Origin of the sequence: Arthrobacter subterraneus, assembly GCF_900099735.1 — a bacterium.
In the GTDB taxonomy this organism is placed as follows: domain Bacteria; phylum Actinomycetota; class Actinomycetes; order Actinomycetales; family Micrococcaceae; genus Arthrobacter_D; species Arthrobacter_D subterraneus.
Genome location: NZ_FNDT01000001.1, coordinates 646,364 through 670,401, shown reverse-complemented (window position 1 = coordinate 670,401; position 24,038 = coordinate 646,364). Strand labels below are relative to the sequence as shown.

Annotated in this window: 24 protein-coding genes; 19 read left to right on the top strand and 5 right to left on the bottom strand. The window is 65.8% G+C overall.

Translation table 11 applies throughout. From position 1 onward, the window contains the following. Nucleotides 1-5: 5 nt before the first annotated feature. The 5 genes from BLS52_RS03130 to BLS52_RS03110 all read left to right on the top strand — a co-directional run bounded on the left by BLS52_RS03130 (nt 6) and on the right by BLS52_RS03110 (nt 4,749). On the top strand, nt 6-1,589 hold the full coding sequence (locus BLS52_RS03130; RefSeq protein ID WP_090584443.1) for an AbgT family transporter: 1,584 nt from the start codon (nt 6-8) through the stop codon (nt 1,587-1,589). A gap of 46 nt (nt 1,590-1,635) precedes the next feature. Continuing rightward, the gene (locus BLS52_RS03125) at nt 1,636-2,613 is read left to right on the top strand and encodes an ATP-grasp domain-containing protein (RefSeq protein WP_090584442.1); all 978 of its coding nucleotides are present in this window, start codon (nt 1,636-1,638) and stop codon (nt 2,611-2,613) included. A gap of 101 nt (nt 2,614-2,714) precedes the next feature. Continuing rightward, a complete protein-coding gene (locus tag BLS52_RS03120) occupies nt 2,715-3,134 on the top strand; it encodes a ChaB family protein (protein WP_090584441.1) in 420 nt (139 codons plus the stop codon). A gap of 111 nt (nt 3,135-3,245) precedes the next feature. Beyond that, nucleotides 3,246-4,304 carry an iron-siderophore ABC transporter substrate-binding protein gene (locus BLS52_RS03115; protein ID WP_090584440.1) on the top strand — a complete coding sequence of 353 codons (1,059 nt, stop codon included), beginning with the start codon at nt 3,246-3,248 and terminating at the stop codon, nt 4,302-4,304. A gap of 139 nt (nt 4,305-4,443) precedes the next feature. Further along, nucleotides 4,444-4,749: a PRC-barrel domain-containing protein gene (locus BLS52_RS03110; protein ID WP_090584439.1), complete on the top strand. Its 306-nt coding sequence runs from the start codon at nt 4,444-4,446 to the stop codon at nt 4,747-4,749. A 72-nt stretch (nt 4,750-4,821) separates the two neighbouring features. On the opposite strand, the gene BLS52_RS03105 is transcribed toward BLS52_RS03110, so the two are convergent. The 3 genes from BLS52_RS03105 to BLS52_RS03095 form a co-directional block, all read right to left on the bottom strand. Beyond that, a complete protein-coding gene (locus tag BLS52_RS03105; protein ID WP_090584438.1) occupies nt 4,822-5,058 on the bottom strand; it encodes a DUF6480 family protein in 237 nt (78 codons plus the stop codon). Then, the gene (locus BLS52_RS03100) at nt 5,058-5,318 is read right to left on the bottom strand and encodes a hypothetical protein (RefSeq protein WP_090584437.1); all 261 of its coding nucleotides are present in this window, start codon (nt 5,316-5,318) and stop codon (nt 5,058-5,060) included. The genes BLS52_RS03105 and BLS52_RS03100 overlap by 1 nt, the downstream gene beginning before the upstream one ends. A 128-nt stretch (nt 5,319-5,446) precedes the next feature. Next, nucleotides 5,447-6,772 (bottom strand): DUF2252 domain-containing protein, encoded by a 1,326-nt coding sequence (locus tag BLS52_RS03095; protein WP_090584436.1) that lies wholly within the window; start codon nt 6,770-6,772, stop codon nt 5,447-5,449. Between the two features lie 52 nt (nt 6,773-6,824). Between BLS52_RS03095 and BLS52_RS03090 the strand changes: the two genes are divergently transcribed. The 4 genes from BLS52_RS03090 (at nt 6,825) to BLS52_RS03075 (ending at nt 9,773) form a co-directional block, all read left to right on the top strand. After that, nucleotides 6,825-7,658: a CPBP family glutamic-type intramembrane protease gene (locus BLS52_RS03090; protein WP_090584435.1), complete on the top strand. Its 834-nt coding sequence runs from the start codon at nt 6,825-6,827 to the stop codon at nt 7,656-7,658. 65 nt (nt 7,659-7,723) lie between these two features. Further along, nucleotides 7,724-8,917 (top strand): mechanosensitive ion channel family protein, encoded by a 1,194-nt coding sequence (locus BLS52_RS03085; protein WP_090584434.1) that lies wholly within the window; start codon nt 7,724-7,726, stop codon nt 8,915-8,917. 57 nt (nt 8,918-8,974) lie between these two features. Continuing rightward, nucleotides 8,975-9,367, top strand: a complete 393-nt coding sequence (locus BLS52_RS03080; protein ID WP_090584433.1) for a DUF7793 family protein — start codon at nt 8,975-8,977, stop codon at nt 9,365-9,367. Between the two features lie 7 nt (nt 9,368-9,374). Then, nucleotides 9,375-9,773 carry a DUF7793 family protein gene (locus tag BLS52_RS03075; protein WP_090584432.1) on the top strand — a complete coding sequence of 133 codons (399 nt, stop codon included), beginning with the start codon at nt 9,375-9,377 and terminating at the stop codon, nt 9,771-9,773. A 49-nt stretch (nt 9,774-9,822) separates the two neighbouring features. Here the strand turns inward: BLS52_RS03075 and BLS52_RS03070 are convergent, their stop codons facing one another. Continuing rightward, complete coding sequence (locus BLS52_RS03070; protein WP_090584431.1) at nt 9,823-11,691, bottom strand: glycogen debranching N-terminal domain-containing protein; 1,869 nt, start codon at nt 11,689-11,691, stop codon at nt 9,823-9,825. Between the two features lie 128 nt (nt 11,692-11,819). Here BLS52_RS03070 and BLS52_RS03065 point away from each other — a divergent pair, with 128 nt between their 5' ends. From BLS52_RS03065 to BLS52_RS03050, 4 genes are all read left to right on the top strand, one after another. Continuing rightward, a complete protein-coding gene (locus tag BLS52_RS03065; RefSeq protein WP_090584430.1) occupies nt 11,820-12,869 on the top strand; it encodes a LacI family DNA-binding transcriptional regulator in 1,050 nt (349 codons plus the stop codon). A 40-nt stretch (nt 12,870-12,909) separates the two neighbouring features. Beyond that, complete coding sequence (locus BLS52_RS03060; RefSeq protein ID WP_090584429.1) at nt 12,910-14,157, top strand: sugar ABC transporter substrate-binding protein; 1,248 nt, start codon at nt 12,910-12,912, stop codon at nt 14,155-14,157. An 81-nt stretch (nt 14,158-14,238) separates the two neighbouring features. Next, nucleotides 14,239-15,411 (top strand): carbohydrate ABC transporter permease, encoded by a 1,173-nt coding sequence (locus BLS52_RS03055; protein ID WP_090584428.1) that lies wholly within the window; start codon nt 14,239-14,241, stop codon nt 15,409-15,411. Continuing rightward, nucleotides 15,408-16,301 carry a carbohydrate ABC transporter permease gene (locus tag BLS52_RS03050; RefSeq protein ID WP_090584427.1) on the top strand — a complete coding sequence of 298 codons (894 nt, stop codon included), beginning with the start codon at nt 15,408-15,410 and terminating at the stop codon, nt 16,299-16,301. The genes BLS52_RS03055 and BLS52_RS03050 overlap by 4 nt, the downstream gene beginning before the upstream one ends. 88 nt (nt 16,302-16,389) lie before the next feature. On the opposite strand, the gene BLS52_RS03045 is transcribed toward BLS52_RS03050, so the two are convergent. Beyond that, on the bottom strand, nt 16,390-17,424 hold the full coding sequence (locus BLS52_RS03045) for an NAD-dependent epimerase/dehydratase family protein (protein ID WP_090584426.1): 1,035 nt from the start codon (nt 17,422-17,424) through the stop codon (nt 16,390-16,392). A 121-nt stretch (nt 17,425-17,545) separates the two neighbouring features. Between BLS52_RS03045 and BLS52_RS03040 the strand changes: the two genes are divergently transcribed. The 6 genes from BLS52_RS03040 to BLS52_RS03015 are packed head-to-tail and all read left to right on the top strand — an operon-like array spanning nt 17,546 to nt 23,978. Beyond that, nucleotides 17,546-18,658, top strand: coding sequence for a YihY/virulence factor BrkB family protein (locus BLS52_RS03040; protein WP_090584425.1), 1,113 nt, complete (start codon nt 17,546-17,548; stop codon nt 18,656-18,658). 10 nt (nt 18,659-18,668) lie between these two features. After that, nucleotides 18,669-19,811: a glutathione S-transferase family protein gene (locus tag BLS52_RS03035; RefSeq protein ID WP_090584424.1), complete on the top strand. Its 1,143-nt coding sequence runs from the start codon at nt 18,669-18,671 to the stop codon at nt 19,809-19,811. Nucleotides 19,812-19,851: 40 nt separating this feature from the next. After that, nucleotides 19,852-20,904, top strand: coding sequence for a FecCD family ABC transporter permease (locus BLS52_RS03030; RefSeq protein ID WP_090584423.1), 1,053 nt, complete (start codon nt 19,852-19,854; stop codon nt 20,902-20,904). Between the two features lie 53 nt (nt 20,905-20,957). Continuing rightward, the gene (locus BLS52_RS03025; protein ID WP_090584520.1) at nt 20,958-21,971 is read left to right on the top strand and encodes a FecCD family ABC transporter permease; all 1,014 of its coding nucleotides are present in this window, start codon (nt 20,958-20,960) and stop codon (nt 21,969-21,971) included. Between the two features lies 1 nt (nt 21,972). After that, a complete protein-coding gene (locus BLS52_RS03020) occupies nt 21,973-22,854 on the top strand; it encodes an ABC transporter ATP-binding protein (RefSeq protein WP_026545369.1) in 882 nt (293 codons plus the stop codon). Further along, entirely contained in the window at nt 22,851-23,978 is a 1,128-nt protein-coding gene (locus tag BLS52_RS03015; RefSeq protein WP_090584422.1) for a siderophore-interacting protein, read from the top strand. Before BLS52_RS03020 ends, BLS52_RS03015 begins: the two co-directional genes overlap by 4 nt. Nucleotides 23,979-24,038 lie beyond the last annotated feature (60 nt).

Here is a 24,038-nt window from a genome sequence, read left to right as displayed (position 1 = left end):
CACCCGTGTCAACAGCAACCACCGACTCCCGGCGCAGCCTCACCGACCGTTTCCTCAACGGCGTGGAGCGCGTAGGGAACAAGCTGCCCGAGCCGTTCACGCTCTTCCTGATCCTGTTCGGGATCACCGCCGTTGTCTCGACCGCCATGGCGTGGGCGAACGTCACCGTGCAGGTACCCGGCGCAACCGAAGTCACAATAATCCGCGGGCTCTTCACTGCAGAAGGCCTCACCTGGCTGACCGAGAATCTCGGGCCCAACTACCTCGGGTTCCCGCCGCTGGTCACGGTGCTGCCCATCCTGCTCGCGGTCGGCGTGGCTGAGAAGTCCGGCCTCCTCGCGGCGATGATCCGCAAGGCGTTCGGCTCCGCGCCGCGCTGGGCGCTCCCGTACGCCGTCGGCGTAGTCGGCGTTCTCGGCTCCATCATGTCCGACGCCGCCTTTGTGGTCATTCCACCCCTGGCCGCCCTGGTGTTCAAGGCGGCCGGGCGCCACCCCGTCGCCGGTCTCCTGGGCGGCTTCGCTGCCGCGGGCGCAGGCTACTCGACCAACCTGTTGGTCACCAGCCTGGATGCACTCTTCGCCGGAATTACGACGGCGGTCACCGAGACGCTGCCCAACGCCGGCTCTCCGGTCACACCGGTCTCGAACTACTACTTCAACGTAGCCTCCGCGCTGGTGCTCATGGCTCTGGCCGGATTCATCATCGACAGGGTGCTTGAGCCGCGACTGAACCGCCAGGGGGTGCCCCGCGATGAGGTGACCGGAGACGCTGACGCGGCGCCCAGCCGGGCCACGGACCTGCGGGCGGAACTGGAGCCGAAGGAAAGCAAAGCGCTGCGCTGGGCGATGATTGTCGGCGTCGTGCTCGCCGTGGTCATCGCCGTTGCGGTGAGCCTGCCCGGTTCGCCGTGGCGCAACGAGGAGGGTGACTACCTGCCCAGGTCGCCGCTGCTCAGTTCGATCGTCTTCATTGTGTTCACCATGTTTGTGGTGCCCGGCCTTGTGTACGGGAAGATCGTCGGAACCATCACAACGGGCCGGGACGTACCCCGGGTGATGGGCGAGGCGATCCGGGACATGGCTGGATTCCTGGTGCTGGCGTTCATCCTCGGCCAGTTCATCGCACTGTTCAACTGGTCCGGGATCGGCCAGTGGATTGCGGTGGCCGGTGCCACCGGACTGGAAACGATCGGCCTGACGGGATACCCCGCCATCCTGGGATTCATTGTGCTGGCCTCGCTGCTGAACCTCTTCATTATCTCGGGGTCTGCCATGTGGACCCTGATGGCGGCGGTGTTCGTGCCGCTGTTCGTGCTGCTCGGCTATGAGCCGGCGTTCATCCAGGGCGCCTTCCGGGTGGGCGATTCGGCCACCCAGGTGATCACCCCGCTCAACCCATACATGATCGTGCTGCTGGCGATGCTCCGGAAGTACGAGCCCGATGCCGGACTCGGCACGCTGATTGCGCGCATGCTGCCGTTCGTGATCCCGTTCTGGCTGGCGTGGGCAGCCATCCTCAGTATTTTCTTCTTCTTCGAGATCCCGATGGGTCCGGGGAACGGAATCTATCTGCCGGCGTCGGAGTAGGCGTGGGAACAGGAATAGCCCGCCGGAACGGAAGGTTGCACCGGACATGAGCCGCACAAAAATCTATGCCCTGCATGAGAACCCGGAGTGGTTCCCGCCGTTTGCCCGCGCCTTCGAGGAGGAGGGCCTGGAGTTCGAGGAGTGGCTGCTGACCGACGGGGTCCTCGACCTCGACTCGGTGCCGCCGGAGGGCATCTTCTGGTCGCGGATCAGCGCCTCCGCCCATACCCGGGACCACGGGCTGTCCAAGGATTACGCCCGGGCGGTGCTGTCCTGGCTCGAGGCGCACGGCCGCCGGGTCATCAACGGACGCCGCATCCTGGAACTCGAGATGAGCAAGGTGGATCAGCTGACGGCGCTGAAGGCGGCCGGGATCGACACACCGCGGACCGTGGCGGCGATCGGCCGGGACCGCATCCTCGAAGCGGCGAAGGACTTCCCGGTTCCGTTCATCACCAAGCACAACCAGGGTGGAAAAGGCCTCGGCGTCCGCAAGTTCGAGAGTCATGAGGAGCTGGCCGAGTACGTGGCGTCCAGCGAGTTCGAAGAGCCACAGGACGGAATCACGCTGATCCAGGAGTTCATCCAGGCCGCGGAGCCGATCATCACCCGCGTCGAGATTGTGGGCGGCGAGTTCATCTACGCCATCCAGGCTGACACCGCTAGGGGTGGGTTCCAGCTCTGCCCGGCGGACGCCTGTGCCATTGACCCGGATACCGGCAAGCCGATCATGCCTCCCGGCGCAACCATCGAACCCGAAGCCGACCAGCAGCTGTTCAGTCTGCGCCGCGGCTTTGACCACCCGATCATCGGGAAGTATCTCGAGTTTGCACGCCGGAACAGGATCGAGGTGTGCGGGATCGAGTTCATGGAGACAGCCGACGGGCGTGTGCTCACCTATGACGTGAACACCAACACCAACTACAACGCACGGGTGGAGTCAGAGGCACCGCGCTCGGCACCCGGCGCGCTCGCGAAGTACCTGGCGGGGGTGGCAGCCGGCCCGGCTCCGTCGTTCGTCTAAAGCCGCTGGGTGCGCAGATAAAACTTCCTGTCTATCTGCGCACGCAGCGGTAGTCTCGTTAAGTGCAATCCCTGCCCGTTGTGTGAAGAGGAGCAGATGCAATGCCCAAGGTGACGAAGTCAGGCAAGGTCAAGAAGGACGAGCTGCCCAGCACCCTGCAGCGGTCGAACAAAAAGGCGCAGGAAACCTTCGCCAAGACACTCGATTCGGCGGAGGAACAATACGGTGACGGCGAGCGGGCGCACCGCACCGCCTACAGCGCCCTGAAACACACCCACGAGAAGGTGGGGGACCACTGGGAGCAGAAGGGCAGGAAAGGCCCGTCGGACGAGCAGGCAAAAGGCGGGCGCGGAACGTCGAAGGAAACCGCCGGCGGTGTTGACGCCAATGCCACGAAGGAGCACCTGTACGAGGTCGCGAAGAAGCTGGATATCTCCGGACGCTCGAGCATGAGCAAGAAGGATCTGGTGGACGCCATCCAGAAGGCCAACGACAGGGAAACCCGCAAAGCGCGCGGCTGAGGGATTACGCAACATAAACATTTCGTAATCGGAGAAAGCGTAGGCTAACCTTACTTTCGTATCCATTCCGCGCGTCGTGGTCGACGCCGTTTCGAAAGTCAAGGAGCCCCCATGGCCCCCACACGCCTCCGTGGTCTGATCGCCGCGGCAGCGGTCGCCGCCCTGTCCCTCTCCGCCTGCTCCACGGGCCCGGCTGGAGGCGGTTCCGAAGCCGCAGGAGCCAACGACGCCGGTTCCGCAGAGGCCTTCCCCGTCACCATCGAGCATGCCTTCGGCGAGACCGTCCTCGAGGAGAAGCCCGAGCGCGTCGCCACCGTGTCCTGGGTCAACGCTGATGTGGCGCTCGCCCTCGGAGTGGTTCCCGTCGGTATGCCGGTGGACGAGTACGGCGGAAACGAGCAGGGGTCCACGCCCTGGAAGGACGCCAAGCTTGAAGAGCTCGATGCTGCGATCGGTACCGAGAACGCGCCGGTGCAGTACTCCGAAGCTGACGGCATCGCGTTCGACGAGATCGCGGCAACCAACCCGGACGTGATCCTCGCTGCCTATTCCGGCCTCACCGAGGAGGACTACAACACCCTGAGCGAGATTGCGCCGGTGGTGGCCTACCCGGAGGTGGCGTACGGCACCGCCTGGCAGGACTCCACCGCCATGATCGGTGAGGCGCTGGGGCTCGCTGAGGAAGCGGACCAGTTGATTGCGGAAACCGAGGAGCAGATCGCTGAAGCCGCAGCCGAATACCCGGCCATTGAGGGGAAGACCTTCATCTTCGGCAACCTGGAGCCGAACAGCGCCGAGGGCGTGAACATCTACACGGCCAGCGACAACCGCCCGCGGTTCCTGACCCAGATCGGCATGCAGATGGCCGACGTCGTCGCAGAGAACACCACCGGTGACGAGTTCTTCATTCCGTGGTCAGCCGAACGTGCCGATGAACTCGAGTCCGACGTCTTCGTGACCTGGGTTCCGGATGACGCCACCAGGGAAGCAATCGGCGAGGACCCGCTGCTCAGCCAGATTCCGGCGGTGGAGACCGGGGCGCTCGTGGCCGATGCGGACAACACGCTCACGCTGTCCATCTCCGCGGCCAGCCCGCTCTCGCTCGTCTGGGCACTGGACAAGTGGCTGCCGATGATCAACGAGGCGGCTGAAGCGGCCGACGCGGCGTAGCTGTTCGCTCACGCAGGCACGACGGCGGCAATCGCCGGTGAAGGAGCGCCCCCTTGAGTGGGGCGCTCCTTTCGTTGCCTTTGCGGCCCAGATGCACTGGAATGGTAAGGCTACTTGTTACCGGAATCGTGGAGGCGTCATGGATCACCTGGGAATGGAAGAACTGCAGACGGCTACGGCGTGGGATGCCGACGGCGAAAAACTCGGCAATGTGTCGCAGGTGCACCTTGACGGGATCTCGCGCAAGCCCGCCTGGGTGACGGTGGGGCTCGGCCTTTTGAACTCGAGGGAACACTTCATCCCCCTCGCCGGCGCACGGCTGGATGGTGACAACCTTTATGTTGCTGTCTCGGGAGACAAGATCAAGGATGCCCCCGACTTCACGGCGGAGGAGGGGCTCACCGCCGAGCAGGAAACCGAGCTGCGAAACTACTACGGAGTCTAGCGGCGGACCGCCCGGACACAGCAAAGCGGCCGTCCCCCACGGGTACGGCCGCTGTGCTTTCGCCTGCCCCGGTTAGCTGAACAGCCCACCGATGTAGCCGACAAACAGGAGGATCCCCAGCAGCACAAAGACACCGATCGCAGCCAGCCACACAAACGAGGCGCCCCTGCCTGAGGGGGCCTCTTCGTCATGCCCCTGCGGTGCGGCGGTGCTCGCCTCGCCCGGAGGCGTCTCGCCCGGGGGCACGCCGCCTCCGGGTTCGAGGCCGGCGACCTTGTCCTGCTCGGGATCCGGGTTCGGCGCACTCATTACTGGTCCTCGTCTGCGGGTCCGCGTGAAGGCGAAGTGCTCGGCGTCCACGACATGGTGATGTTGGCACCGTGGTCTGTCTCAGTGACGTACAGGTGCAGGTCCTCACCATAAAGATTCTCGTCTTCGACGACATCGCCCGCCTCGTGCGCCAGCTCGACCAGACGGCTCATGGCCACGGCCATGGCACGCCCCCAATCGCTCGGGTGCTTGCTGTCCGACTCTTCGGTGGCCGAAAACTTCTTCTCTGCGCTGCCCATGGCTACTCCTCACTGCGCCTATACCGGCGCCGGGACGGAAGTGCCCACGGCGGGTACGGTGATAAGCAAGCTTTGTAGTGATCCTGATCCCACACTAGCAGTCCGGCCACCAGGAGTCCCCTCACTTCCTAGGTGGAGGGGACGCCCGGAATCCGGTTCTCACGGAAGGCGTCGACAAAGAGCGCGTGGTCAGCCCGGACCGTCTTCGCATACTCGAGGGAGAACTCAAGGATGTCACCGATGAACTCTTCGCGGCGTCCCTCGATCACCCCCATGATGGCGCGTTCCGTCTGGAAGGTCACCAGATCCTGGTCGCTGTCCTCGTCAGAGGCGCAGTGCACCTTGGCTGTCGCCCGGCCGAGGTCCACCAGGACAGGCTCGATCTCATCCGGCTCGGTGAGGTTGTCCCAGCGGAGGTCCGCCTTGTACGGGGAAAGCTCGTCGACCACAAAACCCACGCCGTCCACTGTGGTGTAGCCGAGGAAAGTGTCAGTGTGGACCTGGAGCGCGCGCTGGCTGATGACCGTGCGGTGCCCGTCATGCTTGAAGTACGAGGCCACCTGTTCATCGGTGACCACCCGGCTGGGCGCGGCAACGTTGCCCTGTTTCATGGAGATGATGATGTCGTTCTCCAGCGCCTCGTTGTAGCCCTCAATGAGCACGTTGTAGGCAGGCAGGCCTGCGCTCCCGATCCCGAAACCGGTGCTGCCGACAATGTCCTTGACGTGGTAGAAGACCTCCCGCTCGGACCGCTTGTCGCTGGGGATGGTTCCGAGATAATCGTCGAACGCGCGTGCCACCATCGCGTGCTCGTCCGCCTCCAGCCGCCGGGTCTTCCCGTTGTCCTGGAAATGCCGCTCATGGTTTTCCACGACGGTCATCCCGTCGAGCAGGTCGGTGCGCCGGGACGCGCGCGCGGCCAGCAGCACGGCGTGGATGGATCCGGATGTGTTGTCCAGATGCAGCGCGAAATCCGTCTGGCCGGCGTCGTCGTAATGGTTCACCTGGTCCAGGTAGGAGGAGAGATAGGTGCGCGTGAGGGAACGCACCGCATCCTCGGGGAGGGCCTTCTGCCAGCACATCAGGGCCAGCGAGGTGGTGAACCGCCGCAGATCCCAGGAGAAGTGGCCGAGGTACGCCTCATCGAAGTCGTTGATGTCGAACGTGAGTTGGCCGGTGCTGCTCATATAGGTTCCGAAGTTCTCCGCGTGGAGGTCGCCGTGGATCCATACCCGGCTGGTCTGCTCGTTGGCCCACTGGTCCGTCAGATCCCGCATGTCCGCGTAGAACAGGCACGCGCTGCCGCGGAAGAACGCGAACGGATCAGCGGCCATCTTGCGGAACTTGGTGCGGAATCCATGCGGATCCGCCTCCATGAGCGGCTTGAATGCTTCGACGAGGGTGCCGGCGATGTGTGATTCGCGTGCTTCGCTGTGGGCAGTAGTGTTCACCATTGCGCAAGTCTAGGCGCGGGCACCGCCCGCCGTGCAGGCGTAAGCTCGAACCATGACCACCACAACGGTGAGCCGTGACGCGCGCCCCCGGGTGCTGCCGCTCCTGTCCGCCGCCCTGGTTTCAGGCTCCGGCTTCCTCCTGTTTGCCCTTGAGCAGCGTTTGTTCGGCTATCTGGCCCTCGCGGCCGCACTGGCAACCGCCTACTTCACCCGCAGGCCGATCTCGGGAAACCCGCTATTCAGGGACCTGCTGCTGCTCGCCATCGGACTGGTGATCATCAGTGCGGTGCCCATCACCACCGACATCAGTTTCAGCCACATGATGATCATGGGCGCGGCGATGATCCTGGCCGTCGGAGTGCCCTACTCACTGTCCCGGTTTGTCTTCAAGGACCACGCCATCCGTTTCCCGGTTCTGACCGGGCAGAAGTGGAACCGGACGGAGCGCTGGTACCTGCTTGCCGTCGTCGTCATCGGGTACCTCCTCCTGCCGGTGTACATGATCCCTACGGGGGTCTATGAGAACTGGCCGGCGGCCTCGGATCCCGGGACCATCGCGCGGCTGTTCCTGGGAACCAACGTCCTCGGTATCTGGGATGAGCTGTTCTTCATCTGCACGGCGTTCACGCTGCTGCGCCGCCATCTTCCCGACTGGCAGGCCAACGTGCTGCAGGCGGTGCTATTCACGTCCTTCCTCTGGGAACTGGGGTTCCACGCCTGGGGGCCGGTGCTCATTTACCCGTTCGCCCTGATTCAGGCGTGGATCTTCTCGAAGACCAAGTCGTTGAGCTACATCGTGAGCGTGCACCTGCTGTTCGACTTCGTGCTGTTCCTGGTGCTCCTCCATGCGCACAACCGCGAGTGGTTCGCGATCTTCCTGTACTGACCCTGCTGACTCGAGGGGGGGGCGGGATTGGACTGACCCCCGGGGCCATCTGAGACCGTAGGATCATGGACTTTCTTGAGGCGCTCACTCCCTTTCTTGCCGTCGCGGGTGCGGTTCTTGCCGCCGTCGTGCTCGCCTGGATCCTGCGCAGGATCGCCGCCCGGACCCTGCGGAAAGTCCCGCAGATCCACGAGGTCACCCGCAAGTCCCGCGCCCCGCTCCAGGCCGTACTGGCCGTCCTTGGCATCCGGATAGCGCTCGGCGCCACAGCCCGGGACGCCGCGTGGTTTCCGCCCGTGGACTACGTGCTGGTGCTGGCGCTCATCGTCTCCCTCGCGTGGCTCCTGGTGGCCGTACTCTCCATCATCGAGACCGTGGTGCTGCGCCACTATGAGAGCTCGGGCCGGGACAACCGGCGCGCACGCCGGCTGAAGACGCAGATCATGCTCGCCCGGCGGGTGGCCGTCGCCGTGATCATCACCCTCGCCCTGGCGAGCGTGCTGCTGACCATCGACGAGGTGCGAGCGCTGGGTGCAGGGATCCTGGCCTCGGCGGGGCTCATCTCGATCGTTGCCGGCCTTGCCGTGCAGAGTTCGCTGAGCAACGTCTTCGCCGGCGTGCAGCTGGCCTTCACCGACGCAATCCGGGTGGACGACGTTGTCCTCGTGGAAGGCGAAATGGGAACCATCGAGGAAATCACCATGACCTACGTGGTGGTCCAGTCCTGGGACGAGCGCCGCATCATCCTGCCATCGACGTACTTCACCTCGACCCCGTTCGAGAACTGGACGCGGCGCCGCTCCGAGCTCCTGGGAACCGTGGAACTCGACCTGGACTGGCGCGTGCCGATCGAGCAGATGCGCGTAAAGCTCAAGGAGATCCTCGACGGATCCGAGCTGTGGGACGGCCGTACCGGCACCCTGCAGATCACCAGCGCGACGGACGGCATGGTCCGCGCCCGCATCCTGGTCAGCGCGGCGGACAGCGGTGCCCGTTGGGACCTTCAGTGCCTCGTCCGCGAGGAGATGGTCGGGTTCATCCAGAGCCGCTTCCCGGAGGCGCTGCCGCGCCAGCGCTGGGAGGCAGTGCCGCCGTCGTCGTCTGCTTCCAGTTCACAGGAGACCGACGACGACGCCCGCCGGCACCCACGCGACGCCCGCCTCTTCACCGGCTCCCCGGACGCAGAGCGGCGGCGGAAGGACTTCAGCGGGCCGGGTGAGGACGTGCTTGAAGAGCGGGAAACCCGCAGGATTTCCTGACACCGGGCGCGCGGCGTGGGTTACATTGACTTATCGGCAGCCGACGGCGGGAGAAAAATGAACGGGACGGACGCTGACAGCCGTTTTTCCCTCACCCGGGAAAACGGTTACGTCCGGGTTGAGTGGAATGAGGACATCAGCGTCACGGAGCAGGACGCGCTGGACCTCCTCGACCGGCTGGATCAGGAATGCCCGGGGGTGTGTAAGCCGATGCTCGCGAACCTCAACTCCATGGTGACGGTCCACGCCCCTGCCCTGGCGATCTTTGCGTCGCGGCTGAATGTCGCAGCGTTGGCGATAGTAGGCCCGACGGCAGTTGACCGCACCATCGCCACCTTCTTCAGCGAGGTCCACGAACCCGCCTACCCCACCCGCTATTTCACCGAGCCTGCAGCGGCGCTCGACTGGCTTCTGACACCGGGACACGGCGCCCCGGGCACTGAGGGATAGCCGGACAATGGCACTGTTATCGGGGGGCAGTCCGCGCTTTGAACTGGACGACGAGGGTTCCTACCTGCGCCTCCGGTGGCATGCCGGAATTGTGATGGAACTGCATGACGTGGAGGCGAGCGTGAGTGCCGTCATCGCGATGTCACCGACGTGCAAACGACCACTGCTGGTGCATATCGACCTCGTGGATGGCATCAGTGCCCCGGCCAGGGACCTGCTCCTGGAGGAAACCTGCTCCAGCCGCACCGCTGTTCTCGGCAGCGACGAGGTGGCGCGGGTGATGACGGCCTTCAACTACCGCGCCGCGACGCCCAGCCGGTACTTCACCGATGAGGCTGCGGCGGTTCAGTGGCTCATTTCCGGGCACGCGGAACGCGTCGGGGCCGCCGGGCCCGGCAGCGCCTGAACCCCGATCGCGGTTCAGGCGCCGACGGTCCACGGGGCCCGACGGCGGTCTAAAGCCCGCCGAGCGCCTGCGCGATCGGAACTGACGACGCCGCAGCCCACGCCTGCGGCCGGCACGACGCCGGGTACGGAACCGGCGGCCACACCTCGCTTGCGGGGTGCCCGGAGAACAGCTCGGGCAGGCGCCAGTCGAACCCTTCCGCGGCGCGCAGCAGCCCACCGGCCAGCCGCGAAGCCTCCTCGGTGAAACCGTCCTTGAGCAGGCCGCTGATGATCATGCCGGTGTCATGGCTCCATACCGAACCCGCGTGGTAACGGGTCGGCCAGAACCCGCCGTTGGTGGTGGACACCGTCCGGATGCCGTAGCCGGAGAACATGGTGGGATCCATCAGACGCCCGGCAATGGCGCGGGCCTCATCATCATTGAGGATCCCGGTTCCGAGCAGGTGGCCCATGTTGCTGGTGACGCCGTCGACTGCCCGCTTGGACGAGTCCAGGGCGATGGCCGGGTACGGTCCCAGCTCATCGGTGCACCAGAAGGCATCCCGGAACCGTTCCTGCAGATCAGCTGCATATCGCCGCCATTCGTCGCCGCCGCTGCGCCCGAAAGCGTCCAGCAGAGCGGCTCCTCCAAGGGCTGCCTCATAGGCATAGCCCTGCACTTCTGCCAGGGCAATGGGCCCGTCGGCGAGTGAGCCGTCGTGCCAGCGGATGGAATCGCCGGAGTCCTTCCAGCCCTGGTTGGCCAGGCCGTGCCCGCTCTCGTCCTTGTACTCGAGGAACCCGTCGCCGTCGGAATCGCCGTGGTCCCGCAGCCACACCAGTGCTGCCTCAAGCTGGTCCAGCAGCCCTTCCACCTGCTTCTCCGGCAGTCCTGCCCGCCAGGCGTCATGCAGGAGGCTGATCCACAGGGGAGTGGCGTCGATGGTGCCGAAATACACCGGTGGGAGGGATATACCCGAGCCGCCTTCGCTGAAGGACAGTGTGCCGCGGCGTACCTCGTGGAGGATCTTTCCGGGTTGTTCGGCGGTGTCCGGATCGGTGCACTCGCCCTGGCGGGACGCCAGCGCCCGCAGGGTGCTGCCCGCCAGGGAGGTGTCCACCGGGAGCAGGAGCCGTGCCGCGATGAGCGAGTCGCGGCCGAACATGGTGAAGAACCAGGGTGCTCCGGCAGCAAGGAACGCGTCCTCCGGGCGGTCCGCGGTGGCCATGCGCAGGCCGTTCAGGTCGGAGATCGAGCGGTCCAGCAGCTGCTGCAGCTCCTCACCCTCGACCGTCGGAGCAGTAAGAACAGGGCCCGACGGCGCCACCATGGGTGCGCCGGCATCGGCGACTCCCAGCCTCCAGCCGAGCTCGACGGCGCCGCCCGGCTCTACCTCCACCAGCCAGGTGAGGGTGATCCGGCCGCCGTCGTAGCTGATCTGCGCCTCCGGGGCTTCCAGCCGGGCGGTAGTGTCTCCGTCCCGCCAGTTCCAATCGGGGCCGGCCACGGTAAGGCCCGAGTTTCCCGCTGCGCCCGACTTCACCTGCTCCATCGGGGTGTTGTCCGCCTCCAGCACCAGCCGGATTTCCTGACGGGAGGGGAAGTCGTAGGCCGATTCGAGGCGGATCTGTTCCGAGATTCCGGTGGCTTCCGCCGAGCGCGCCCGGGTCAGGTACATCAGCGGATCCGCAACGTTCGACTCCACCCGGACAAAGTGCAGGTAATCAACCCGCTGGGCTGAGCGGACCTGGGTGGATACCCAGTCCGGCTCTGCGCCGTTGACCGTAAGGACAGCGGAACGAATGACGCGGTCATCACCGCAGTGGACGCCCTGGGCGCCCGAGTCCCGGATCTGCCCGTAGGGGTCAGCCCAGGCCTGGACGGGGGCGCTGAACACGCCGGTGAGGTTGTGGAGGAAGGGCTGGAGGTACGCCACTGGTTTCTCCTAGGGAGGTTCGGATTTTTAGATCGTTCAAACTTTTCGTTGACAACACTATTTGAACGTTCATATTCTGTAAACACCCCGTAACGGTTCGGGGCACCACGAGGCCCGAGAGGAAGAGCATGTCGAAGACCACCCTGGTCAGCCTTGCCGAGTCCCTCGGCGTGTCCCGGCAGACCGTCTCCAACGTGATCAACGCTCCGCACCGTGTGAAGCCCGAGACCCGGATGCGGGTGCAGCACGCAATCGTCGAGAGCGGCTACCGGCCCAGCGCAGCCGCCCGTCAGCTGCGTACGCGCCGCTCCATGAACTTCGGCATCCGCATGATGCCCGTGGTCGACGGAATCAACGGCTCCATCCTGGACCGCTTCCTGCATGCGCTGACCGAGGCGGCGCAGGAGGAGGGTTACCGGGTCACGCTGTTCTGCGCCGATACGGATGCCGGGGAGATCCGCCAGTATGAGGAACTCCTCAAGGTGGCGGACCTGGACGGGTTTGTCCTCACCGGCACCCACCATGGCGACCACCGCACCGCATGGTTGCTGGAGCACGGGATCCCCTTCGCCGCGTTCGGCCGTCCGTGGAGCAGCATCGAGGACCCGTTCGGCTCCCTGCACCCCTGGGTGGATGTCGATGGCGGCGCGGGCACCGAGCAGGCCACCCGCACGCTGATCGAACAGGGACACACTGCCGTCGGCTTCCTCGGCTGGCCGGGAGGCTCCGGCGCCGGCGATGACCGCCGGGCAGGCTGGGCGCGCGCCATGCGCGCGGCGAAGCTTCCCACCGACAGCCTTGACATCCAGGCCGACGACGGCGTCCCCGCCGGTGCGCAGGGTGCAGAACAGCTCGCTTCCAAGGGAGCGACGGCGGTGGTCTGTGCCAGTGATTCCCTCGCCCTTGGTGCCCTGGCCAAACTGCGCCAGCTGCACCCGGAGCAGGCCTCGCCCGCTCTGATCGGGTTCGACGACACACCGGTGGCTGCCGCAGTCGGTCTTTCAAGTGTTTCCCAGCCAACGGAAGACGCGGCACGGCACATTGTTGCCGTCCTCGCCCACCAGTTGGCCGGGAGCAGTTCCCCGCACGGGGACGAGGAGCCGGCACCGGAGCGGCATCTGCTGCTGCCGCCGACGCTCATCCAGCGCACGCCGTACTCCTTCAGCAGCAGTACCTGACCACATCCGCAAGAAAAGCAACAACATGAGGAAACAGACAATGAAGACTGCACATCCCCGGCGGCTCGCCGTCGCCATCACCGCGGCATCAATGCTTGCCCTCACCGCCTGTGGAGGCTCCGGCTTCTCGGAATCCGCTGAGGAAGGCGGCGGGCAGGCCGAGGCAACGGACGCTCCCATCAGCGTGCTCATCGGATCATCCGGCGACGCCGAAACCCAGGCCGTCACCAGCACCGTCGATGCCTGGGCCAGCGAGTCCGGCATCGATGCCTCCGTGATCGCCGCCTCGGACCTCACCCAGCAGTTGAGCCAGGGCTTCGCCTCGGGTGAGCCGGCCGACGTGTTTTACCTGTCCACCGACGCTTTTGCCGGTTACGCCGCCAACGGCTCCCTCGAGCCGTACGGCGAGGACCTCGAGAACAAGGACGACTACTACCCGGCGCTCCGCGAGGCCTTCACCTACGAGGACCAGCTCTACTGCGCGCCCAAGGATTTCTCCACCCTCGGCCTGATCATCAACACGGCCAAGTGGGAGGAAGCGGGCCTCACGGAGGACGACATCCCCACCACCTGGGAAGAACTGGCCGCTGTGGCTGAGCAGCTGACCACCGAGGACACCGTCGGACTCGGCTTCAGCCCAGAATTCCAGCGCCTCGGCGTCTTCACCGCACAGGCCGGCGGCGGACTCGTCACCGACGGCGAGGCAACGGCAGCCAGCCCAGAGAACGTCGAGGGCCTGAACTTCGTCAAGCAGATGATGACCGACGGCGTGGCGGACTACTCCTCCAACCTCGGCGCAGGCTGGGGCGGCGAGGCCTTCGGCAAGGGTCTGGCGGCGATGGTCATCGAGGGCAACTGGATTGCCGGAGCCATGACGGCCGACTTCCCGGACGTCGAGTACCAGGTTGCCGAACTTCCTGAAGGTCCGGGCGGCAAGGGCACGCTGCAGTTCACCAACTGCTGGGGTATCGCTGCAGACAGTGACAACATCGAGGGCGCCAAGGCGCTCGTGGAGTACCTGACCTCTGCCGAGAGCCAGCTGGCCTTCGCCGAAGCGTTCGGTCCCATGCCGTCGCTGCAGTCAGCGGCCGGCGACTGGGCCGCCCAGTACCCCGAGCTGGAAGCCTTCATCGCCGGCGGTGAGTACGCGCAGAACCTGCCCGCACAGCAGGGCGCAGCGGACGTACTCGGCGAACTGAACTCGCAGTTGGAGTCCCTCGAGTCCTCGGACCCGCAGCAGATCCTCGAGTCGGTTCAGCCGCTCCTGGAATCCGTAGTCACCCAGTAACGCCCCACCGACCCCGGACCGGCGCGCCACTGCAGGCGCGCCGGTCCAGGCCCCAAAAAGCGTTCCAAACCGAGGAATCCCATGCCATCCACACCAGCAGCCGCTCCGAAGGCGACCGGAACAACCAGCCCACGGCGCGGCAACATCCGCGGCAGGCAGGGGCTCGCCGGCTGGCTCTTCATCGCCCCCGTCGTTGTGATCCTGGGACTCTTCCTCGTGGTCCCGGTGCTCATGGCCGCCTGGGTGAGCATGTCCGACTGGACAGGCAGGGGAAGCCCCTTCTCCGGCAACGTCAGCTTCGTCGGCGCTGAGAACTATGCGGGGATCCTCGGGGGCGAGGGGCTGATCGGGCGCGACTTCGGAACCGCGATCCGGAACAACCTCTACTACGTGCTGCTGGTTGTCCCGCTGCAGACGGCATTATCCCTCTTTTTGGCGGTCATGGTGAACCGCCAGATCCTGCGCGGCAGAGGCGTCTTCCGGACAGCGTTCTACTTCCCCTCCGTCACCAGCTCCGTGGCCATCACGGTGCTGTGGCTCTTCCTCTTCAGCGCGACCGGCGTAGTGAACAAGGTCCTTTCCTTCTTCGCCATCGAAGGGCCCAACTGGTTCCAGGACCCCCGCGGAGTGCTGTACATCCTGCTCGGCCTTGTTGGCCTGGACCAGGCGCCGGATGCACTCCAGACCCCTGGATTCCTCGGCATCACCGGGTGGGACTGGCTCGCCGGGCCCTCCGTGGCCATGAGCGCCTTCATCCTCATGGCCGTCTTCACCACCTCCGGAACCTTCATGCTGCTCTTCATCGCCGCGCTGCAGAACATCAGCGGCGAAGTGCAGGAAGCCGCCATGATGGATGGAACCACCGGCTGGCAGCGGTTCTGGAACGTCACCCTGCCGATGCTGCGGCCCACTCTCTTCACCGTCCTGACCCTGGGGCTGATCGGCACCTGGCAGGTGTTCGACCAGATCTATACCGGCACCCAGGGCGGCCCCGCGAAGACAACCCTGACACCCGCCTACCTCTCCTTCAACGCCGCCTTCGTGGACCAGCAGTGGGGAGTCGGCGCCGCCATCGCCTTTGTCCTGTTCGCAATCATCGTTGTCCTCACCCTCCTCCAGCGCTGGGCGCTGCAGGAACGGGATGTACCACGACGACGGCGCATGGTTCCGGCCGGCGTCAGCGCTGGTTCCAGCGCGGCAGGAGCCACCGGCACTGCCGCACGCAAAAACGAAGAGCGAGGATCCAGCCGATGAGTACCTCAACAGCACCGGCCCCGGAACAGACGCGCCGCCGTCGTCCGCAGTCCGAGGGGCGGCGACGGGCAGTCCGCCGGGCCTGGCTCACCTACCTGCTGCTGATCGCGCTCGCGATCATCTACATTTTCCCGTTCCTGGTGCAGGTGGCCACGTCCTTCAAGACCGAACCCGAAGCGGCGCAGAACCCGCTCGGCATCATTCCGCAGAACTGGACCGTTGCCGCCTACATTGGCCTCTTCGCCAACTCCGACTTCCCGCAGTGGGGGATGAACTCCTTTATTGTCACGCTGTTCGTGACGCTCGGCAGGGTGTTTTTCAACTCACTCGCAGGGTATGCGCTGGCCCGCATCCCCTTCCGGGGCCGAGGCCTGGTGTTCGCACTGCTGGTGGCAGTGATGGCGGTGCCCGGCGTCGTGCTGCTGATCCCGAAATTCCTGGTGATCAACCAGCTCGGAATCTACGACTCCTATGCGGGCATGATCCTGCCGCTGCTGGCGGACGCCGCGGGGGTGTTCATCATGAAGAACTTCTTCGAATCCATCCCTGCCAGCGTGGAGGAACAGGCGCGGATCGACGGCGCCGGTACGTTCCGCACGTTCTGGTCGGTGGTGCTGCCGATGGCCCGGCCGGCCGTGATGACGATCGTGATTCTGTCCTTCCAGGGGTCCTGGAACGAGCTGAACCACTTCATCATCTCGACCCAGAGCCCTGATCTGACCACGCTGACCAAGGGCGTTGCGCAGCTTGCCTCCGGTGCCCTCAGTCAGGGAACGCAGTACCCGCTCAAGCTCGCCGCGGCCGCGCTCATGACCGTGCCGGTTGCCATTGTGTTCTTCATCTTCCAGAAGCGCATCATGAACGCCTCGGCCGGCGCCGTGAAGGAGTAGCAGGCACACACATCGAGTGGGCGGAAATGACGTCCTCGTGGAGGAAATCTGGGTGATTTCCGCCCGCTCGATGCCAGTGATGGAGCGCTCAGCCGCCCGGTCGCAGGCTGGGGGAGCCGTGTACGCCGGAGCCGCCCGCCATGCCGTCGATCACCTCTCGCATCGCCGCGACCGAGGAGCGGGTCGGTTCCCAGCCGAGCAGCGTCCGCGCCCGGTCCGTGTTCATCACGGGGGCCTGCGAGGCCATGTCGATCCAGCCCGGATCGGTGGCCTGGAGGTGCAGTGCCCACGACGCCGCGACGGCCGCCCGCAGGACCGACACCGGCAGGTTGAACACACGCTTTGCGCCGAGCAGTCCGCCCACCAGGGGCGGCGTCAGAATGGGATCAGCGGCAATGTTGAACGCCCCGGAGGCGCGCTGGTCAACGATGCGCCAGTACGCGTCCGCCATGTCCGCAGCATGCACCGCCTGGAACACCAGCTGTGACGGGATGGGCAGAATCGGCAGGCTCAACTTGTTGAGGATGGACTTGGGGATGAGCGGGCCGAGGAAGTAGCGACCGATCTCCTCGCCGGCGTCGGCCTGGAAGATGAGCCCGGGGCGCACCCTCGCAACGGGGATCTCGGGGAAATCCCGTTCGAAGGCGTCGAGCAGATCCTCCTGCGCGGCCTTGTGCCGGCTGTAGTGGGATGACGCGATGCCGCCGGTAGGCCAGCCCTCGGTGACCTGCCGGTCCTTGGGTGCGGGACTGTACGCGCCGACGGAGGAGGCGCAGACAAAGTGGCGGACTCCGGCGTCGGCAGCGGCCTGGAGGGCGTTCTGCGTCCCGATGACGTTGGTGCGGTGCATCGCATCCTCATCCCGGTTGGGCTGGATGGCCCAGGCAAGATGGACGACGGCGTCAGTCCCCTTCAGCGTGGCGGTGAGGCTTTCCCTGCCGGTGTCAGTGCCGACGTCGGCCGTGTGCCACTCGACGCCGCTGTACGGAGCGTGGTCCTGGGAGGGCTTGCGACGGGAAATACCGACGAGTTCGAGGGCCGGGTTCTCCGCGCGGGCCTGCTGGAGCCGGCGGAGAAGCGCCGTCCCCACATTGCCGGTTGCCCCGATAACTGCAATGCGCATGTGGAACCCTTCAATCGATGTGGCGGCCTGAAATCCACACTAAGGGGTCGACCACTTATTGCAATACTAAGTATCCTTATGGTTCGGTTGGGGGAGGTAATTCTGAACCGGAGGTAGAAACGTGACCACTAAAGACCCCGCGAAGGCGGACTCGGCGGAGGAAGCTACGCAGGCGAAGGCGGCCTCAAGTCCGCACCCGGACGATTCGCGGAAGCCGGATGATCCGACCGACCTTGCAAAACCGGCCTGGGGATACGTTTTCAAGCGGACCGTCAGCGAGTTCGGCAAGGATCAGTGCACCGATTTGGCTGCGGCGCTGACCTACTACGCAGTGCTGGCCATCTTCCCGGCGCTGTTGGCGCTGGTGTCCATCCTTGGATTCTTCGGGCAGGCCGAAGCGACCACCGAGACAGTCCTGAATATCCTGTCCAACGTTTCATCCCAGGCCAGTGAAACCGTGGGGCCGGCGATCGAGCAGCTGGCCTCCTCCGAGACGGCCGGCCTGACGTTCGTGGTCGGCCTGCTCGGTGCGCTCTGGTCCGCCTCCGGCTTTGTCAACGCCTTCTCCCGGGCGATGAACCGAATCTACGAGGTGGAGGAGGGGCGCCCATTCTGGAAGCTCCGCCCGGTAATGCTGGCGATCACCGTCGTCGTGCTTCTCCTGGTTGTCCTCATGGCGCTCCTGCTGGTCCTCTCCGGGCCGGTTGCCGAGGCAATCGGCGGGGTGATTGGCCTGGGTTCCACGGCACTCACCGTCTGGAACATCGCGAAGTGGCCTGTGATGGTGTTCTTCGCCGTCCTCATGGTTGCTGTGCTGTATTACGCAACACCCAACCTGCAGCAGCCCAAGTTCAAGTGGGTGAGCATCGGCTCGCTCATCGCGCTGATCGTCCTCGCCCTGACCACCGTTGCGTTCTCCTTCTATGTGGCCAATTTCGGCAGCTATCAGCAGACCTACGGTGCCATTGCAGGCGTCATCATCTTCCTGCTGTGGCTCTGGCTGGCCAACCTCTCCCTGCTCTTCGGGGCAGAGTTCGATGCCGAACTCGAGCGCGGCCGCGAGCTGCAGGCCGGCATCGAGGCAGAGGAGACCGTACAGCTTCCCCCGCGGGACACCAAGGCTGCACAGAAGAAGCGCGACAAGCAGCTCGAACTGGTGGATCGGGGCCGTGAATTGCGGCAGAAATACGGCCGTGACCGCGACGACCGGCGTTCCTCCAGGTCGAAGAACTAGGGTGACACCCATGAGCCAAACCGAACACAGCACCAAGGGCGCCTATGTGGACTCCGGCAAGGAGTTCACCCGCGACACCAACTACATCGAGACGCGGATTACGCGTGACGGCGCGGACGGGTTCCCGGTGGAACCGGGCCGCTACCGGCTGATCGCGGCCCGCGCCTGCCCCTGGGCCAACCGGGCAATCATCGTCCGCCGGCTCCTGGGGCTGGAGGATGCCATTTCGCTCGGCACGCCGGGTCCCACTCATGACAAACGGTCCTGGACGTTTGACCTCGACCCGGGCGGCAAGGACCCGGTGCTGGGAATCGAGCGGCTGCAGGAGGCGTACTTCAAGCGGGACCCCGAGTACCCCCGCGGCATCACGGTGCCGGCGATCGTGGACATTCCGACCGGTGCGGTGGTGACCAACAACTTCCCCCAGATCACCCTGGACCTCTCCACGGAATGGAAGGAATACCACCGCCAGGGCGCTCCGGACCTCTACCCGGAAGACCTTCGGGAGGAAATCGACGGCGTCAACAAGCGGGTCTTCACCGAGGTCAACAACGGGGTCTACCGGTGCGGGTTCGCCGGGTCACAGGATGCCTACAATGCCGCCTATGACCGGCTCTTCACCGCCCTGGACTGGCTCGAGGAGCGGCTGACAAACCAGCGGTACCTCGTGGGGGATTCGATCACCGAGGCGGACGTCCGGCTTTTCACCACGCTGGTGCGGTTCGATCCGGTCTACCACGGGCACTTCAAGTGCAACCGGAACAAGCTCACCGAGATGCCGGCCCTGTGGGGGTACGCCCGGGACCTGTTCCAGACCCCGGGTTTCGGTGACACCATCGACTTCGACCAGATCAAGAAGCACTACTACATCGTCCACGAGGACATCAACCCGACGCAGATTGTTCCGAAGGGGCCCGCGCTGGAGAACTGGCACACCGACCACCAGCGCGAGCGCCTGGGCGGCAGCCCGTTTGGGCGGGGCACCCCGCCGGCTGCGGCCCCTGATGGAACTTTCGTGCAGCTATGGCGGCTTCTCCGGCCCGGAACCCGCCAGAGCTGCACAAAAGTTCCCGGGGAAAGGGGAGTAGGAGTGTCGGGCGCGTTCGGGAATAGGATACATAACCGTTTCCTAATGCAGGCATGCATAGGCTAGCCTTACTTAAGTCCGTTTCGGTTGGCTCAAGGAGGCATGCATGGCCGCCCTCGATGCGCCTGCCTCCCCGGCACTCTCCGCACCCCGGGCGCCAAGGCGTCCGGCCGCCCGCGGACTGAAACTGGTCCTGGCGATTGCGGTCCTCGCGCTCGCTGGTGTTGCATCCCTCGCGATCGGCGCGCGTCCCATCAATCCGGAAACACTGGTCCAGGCTCTAACCGCGTACAACCCCGCCAACGGAGACCACGCCGTGGTCGTCTCGCGGATCCCGCGCACGCTCGTCGGCCTGCTCGCCGGCGCCGCCCTCGGCCTCGCAGGTGCCGCCATGCAGGGCGTCGCACGCAACCCGCTCGCCGACCCGGGGATCCTCGGCGTCAATTCCGGCGCAGCGCTCGCCGTGGTGATCGGCATCTTCGTTTTCGGCGTCACCAACTTCACGGGCTACATCTGGTTCGCGTTCCTCGGGGCGGGGGCCGCAGCCGTGCTGGTCTACGCGGTGGCGAGCCTCGGCCGTGACGGTGCCACACCCATCAAACTGGCACTGGCCGGCGCGGCCCTCTCCGCCGGCATGGTCTCGCTCCTGAACGCGGTGCTCGTCTCCAGCCAGCAGACCTTTGACACCTTCCGGTTCTGGCAGGTGGGCTCGGTCGCCGGCCGCGGTTGGGACGTGATCGTTCCGGTACTGCCCTTCCTCGCGTTCGGTTTCGCCCTGACCCTGCTGACCGGCAAGGTCCTCAACAGCCTGTCCCTCGGTGACGACATCGCACGCGGCCTGGGCCAGAACGTGACTGCCGCCCGCGCGCTCACGGCGCTCGGCGTCGTCGTGCTCTGCGGTGCGGCGACAGCGGCCGCCGGGCCGATCGCCTTCATAGGCCTGGTCATCCCGCACGTGGTGCGCGCCTTCACCGGCCCCGACTACCGCTGGATCCTGCCGTTCTCCATGGTGCTGGCACCCGTTCTGCTGCTCGCGGCGGACATCCTCGGGCGGGTCATCCTCCCTCCCGGTGAGGTGCAGGTGGGAATCCTCACCGCCGTGATCGGGGCTCCGGTGTTCATCTGGCTGGTACGACGCCGGAAGATGGCCGAGCTGTGAGCCTCGGAACCCGGCCGGCCGCAAACGCCGCTGAGCGCGCAGACAACGGGGCCATGGTGCTCCCGGGACGCTCGCACCTTCGCGCCCAGCGGGCTGTGAAGATCGGCAGCCTCGCGTTCCTCATTCTCGCGCTCAGTGCCGCCACACTGCTGCTGGGCCGCTACACCGTCACCATCCCCGACTTCTTCCACATCGTTGCGGGCGCTGACATCCCCGGCGCCAGCTTCATCGTGATGGAGAACCGGATTCCGCGGGTGCTCATCGGCATCCTGGTCGGGGGAGCGTTCGGCGCGGCCGGAGCCGTCTTCCAGACCATGCTCCGCAATCCGCTCGCCAGCCCGGATATCATCGGCATCAGCTACGGTGCCAGCGCCTCGGCCGTCTTCGCCATCGCGTTCCTCGGCGCTTCCGGTCTTGCACTTTCAGGGTTTGCGATGGCCGGAGCACTGGCGGTTGCGCTCGCGATCTACGTCATCTCCCGCCGCGGTTCGGTGGCCGGATACCGGCTCATCCTGGTGGGTATCGGGTTCTCCGCTGTCCTGCAGGCGGTGGTCAGCTTCCTGCTGACGCGCACCGACATCAACGTCGCCACCGACGCCCTCGCCTGGCTGAACGGATCGCTCAACTCGAGCAACTGGGACCGGGTGACCGTTCTGTCGATGGCGCTGGCAGTGCTGGCGCCCGCCGTCGTCGTGCTCTCCCGTCCGCTGCGCGGTCTGGAACTGGGAGACGACGCCGCTGCGGGCCTCGGCGTGAACGTCGAGCGGTCACGGCTCGCGCTCATCGTCACCGGCGTGCTGCTCGCGGCAGTGGCGACGGCGGCGGCCGGGCCGGTTGCCTTCATCGCCTTCCTCTCCGGGCCCATCGCCCGGCGCCTCCTCGGCGGCTACCGCCCGCTGGGAACGGCGGCCCTCGTGGGAATGGTGATTGTCCTCGCCGGCGATTTTGCGGGGGCAAACCTGATCCCGGGGGTTTCCCTGCCGGTCGGAGTGATCACGGGCGTCCTCGGGGCGCCGTTCCTCCTCTGGCTCCTTGCCACCGCCAACCGATCCGGCCAGGGAGGCTGACATGAGGTTGAACGCCCAGAATCTGACCCTCGCGTATGACAAGCGCCGGGTGGTCGAGGACCTCACGGTGGAGCTGCCTGCGGGCAAGGTCACCGTCATCGTCGGCGCAAACGCCTGTGGCAAGTCCACGCTGCTCCGCGGGCTGGCCCGGCTCCTCAAGCCGGCGGCCGGGACCGTCCTGCTGGACGGCAAGGATATCCATTCGCTGTCCACCCGCGCCGTGGCGAAGACCCTGGGTCTGCTGCCGCAGACGCCGGTCGCCCCGGACGGGATCGCCGTGGCGGATCTTGTGGGCCGCGGCCGCTACCCCCACCAGGGCTGGTTCCGCCAGTGGAACACCGACGACGACGCCGCCGTGGCGTCCGCGCTGCGCCTCACCGACACGCTGGAACTGTCCGACCGCAACGTCGACGAACTTTCCGGCGGCCAGCGCCAGCGCGTGTGGATTGCGATGGCTCTCGCCCAGCAGACCGACATCCTTCTCCTGGATGAGCCCACCACCTTCCTGGATGTCACCCACCAGATCGAGGTCCTGGACCTCATCACCGACCTGAACCGGAGGGCCGGCACCACCGTCGCGATCGTCCTGCATGACCTGAATCTTGCCGCGCGGTACGCGGACCACCTCATTGCCATGAAGGACGGACGCATCGTCGCCGAGGGGGCGCCGCTGGACGTTGTCACGGAAAAAACGGTGGCCGACGTCTTTGGTCTGGAGTCCCGGGTGATCCCGGATCCGGTAGCAGGCACGCCCATGGTGGTTCCCGTGGGACGGCATCACTCTGCTCGCCGCCCGGAAGCATCCACGACGGCGAAGACGCCGGGTTTCTTAGCCAACCCGCAGGACGGGTTATCCGCACTGAGCATGGAGGCAGCATCGTGACAGAAGTCAGCACCACCCGCCGGGCGGCGCGGAACACCTCTGCGCAGGGGGCGGTATCAGCCGTCCGCGCCTTCGACGTGGTGATCAGCCGCACGGAGCGCATCAGCTCCAACTTCCTCCGCATCACCTTCGGGGGTGCGTGCCTTTCCGATTTCGGCGTGCAGGGGTCCACCCTCGATCTCCGCATCAAGGTGGTGATTCCGCCGGTGAGCGGCCGGTGCGCCGACCTCGGCGCCCTGATGGACGGTGCAGGCAGCGGCTGGTACCAGCAGTGGCTGTCCCTCGACCCCGCCGAGCGCGGAACCATGCGCACCTACACGGTCCGCGCTTCCCGGTGTGATGCCGTGGTCCCCGAACTGGATGTCGACTTCGTGATGCATTTCGATGCGGACGGCAAGGGCGGACCTGCTTCACAGTGGGCTGCCGCGGCACAGCCGGGGGACCGGGTGTGGCTGATCGGGCCCAACATCCACGCCGCGAGCTGCACCACCGCCGGCTCGTACGGCGGAATCGAGTGGCGCCCCGGCCTGGCCCAGAATGTTCTGCTGGCCGGTGATGAAACTGCTGTCCCGGCCATCAGTGCCATCCTCGAGTCGCTGCCCGAAGACATCAGCGGCCACGCCTTCCTGGAGGTCCCCGACGGTTCCGACTGCCAGGAGATCCGGACCCGCTCCAGGGTCGGCGTCAGCTGGCTGGCACGCGGCGGGCGTCCGCACGGTGAGCTGCTCGACGCCGCCGTCCGCCAAGCGGTAAGGGTGCCTGGCTGGGTGTCACTGGCCGCGCCGTTCCGGGTCAGCCTCGGAAGCGACACCCCGACGGGGCAGGCGCTTGCCGCTGCCGCCGGCGCCGGGGGGCCTTCCCGTGCAGCCGGGCCCGAGCCCGAAGAGATCGACATCGACCGGACCGTTCTGTGGGAAACGCCGCAACTGCTCGACGCCGCGGCCCTGGACGGTTCCCTGAACCCGGACAAGCCCTCCGGTGCCCTGCCCTTCTATGCCTGGATTGCCGGTGAGGCCGCCGTGGTCCGCGGCCTTCGCCGCTACCTGGTGCGCGACGTCGGCATCGACCGCAAGCAGGTGGCGTTCATGGGCTACTGGCGTCAGGGAAAATCGGAACTCGCTTAGCATGGCGTGATGCAATTCATGCGGAGGTTCGCATAACGGAATTGTAACTATTGTGCGGAT

Excerpts from the sequence above, each read along its gene's own strand:
- BLS52_RS03075 (WP_090584432.1), top strand. The coding sequence starts at position 9,375 with ATGGCACTGTTATCGGGGGGCAGTCCGCGCTTTGAACTGGACGACGAG.
- BLS52_RS03055 (WP_090584428.1), top strand. The coding sequence starts at position 14,239 with ATGCCATCCACACCAGCAGCCGCTCCGAAGGCGACCGGAACAACCAGC.
- BLS52_RS03020 (WP_026545369.1), top strand. The coding sequence starts at position 21,973 with ATGAGGTTGAACGCCCAGAATCTGACCCTCGCGTATGACAAGCGCCGG.
- BLS52_RS03100 (WP_090584437.1), bottom strand. The coding sequence starts at position 5,318 with ATGGGCAGCGCAGAGAAGAAGTTTTCGGCCACCGAAGAGTCGGACAGC.
- BLS52_RS03105 (WP_090584438.1), bottom strand. The coding sequence starts at position 5,058 with ATGAGTGCGCCGAACCCGGATCCCGAGCAGGACAAGGTCGCCGGCCTC.
- BLS52_RS03085 (WP_090584434.1), top strand. The coding sequence starts at position 7,724 with ATGGACTTTCTTGAGGCGCTCACTCCCTTTCTTGCCGTCGCGGGTGCG.
- BLS52_RS03080 (WP_090584433.1), top strand. The coding sequence starts at position 8,975 with ATGAACGGGACGGACGCTGACAGCCGTTTTTCCCTCACCCGGGAAAAC.
- BLS52_RS03110 (WP_090584439.1), top strand. The coding sequence starts at position 4,444 with ATGGATCACCTGGGAATGGAAGAACTGCAGACGGCTACGGCGTGGGAT.
- BLS52_RS03050 (WP_090584427.1), top strand. The coding sequence starts at position 15,408 with ATGAGTACCTCAACAGCACCGGCCCCGGAACAGACGCGCCGCCGTCGT.
- BLS52_RS03025 (WP_090584520.1), top strand. The coding sequence starts at position 20,958 with ATGGTGCTCCCGGGACGCTCGCACCTTCGCGCCCAGCGGGCTGTGAAG.
- BLS52_RS03060 (WP_090584429.1), top strand. The coding sequence starts at position 12,910 with ATGAAGACTGCACATCCCCGGCGGCTCGCCGTCGCCATCACCGCGGCA.
- BLS52_RS03030 (WP_090584423.1), top strand. The coding sequence starts at position 19,852 with ATGGCCGCCCTCGATGCGCCTGCCTCCCCGGCACTCTCCGCACCCCGG.
- BLS52_RS03045 (WP_090584426.1), bottom strand. The coding sequence starts at position 17,424 with ATGCGCATTGCAGTTATCGGGGCAACCGGCAATGTGGGGACGGCGCTT.
- BLS52_RS03035 (WP_090584424.1), top strand. The coding sequence starts at position 18,669 with ATGAGCCAAACCGAACACAGCACCAAGGGCGCCTATGTGGACTCCGGC.
- BLS52_RS03120 (WP_090584441.1), top strand. The coding sequence starts at position 2,715 with ATGCCCAAGGTGACGAAGTCAGGCAAGGTCAAGAAGGACGAGCTGCCC.
- BLS52_RS03115 (WP_090584440.1), top strand. The coding sequence starts at position 3,246 with ATGGCCCCCACACGCCTCCGTGGTCTGATCGCCGCGGCAGCGGTCGCC.
- BLS52_RS03095 (WP_090584436.1), bottom strand. The coding sequence starts at position 6,772 with ATGGTGAACACTACTGCCCACAGCGAAGCACGCGAATCACACATCGCC.
- BLS52_RS03090 (WP_090584435.1), top strand. The coding sequence starts at position 6,825 with ATGACCACCACAACGGTGAGCCGTGACGCGCGCCCCCGGGTGCTGCCG.
- BLS52_RS03125 (WP_090584442.1), top strand. The coding sequence starts at position 1,636 with ATGAGCCGCACAAAAATCTATGCCCTGCATGAGAACCCGGAGTGGTTC.
- BLS52_RS03065 (WP_090584430.1), top strand. The coding sequence starts at position 11,820 with ATGTCGAAGACCACCCTGGTCAGCCTTGCCGAGTCCCTCGGCGTGTCC.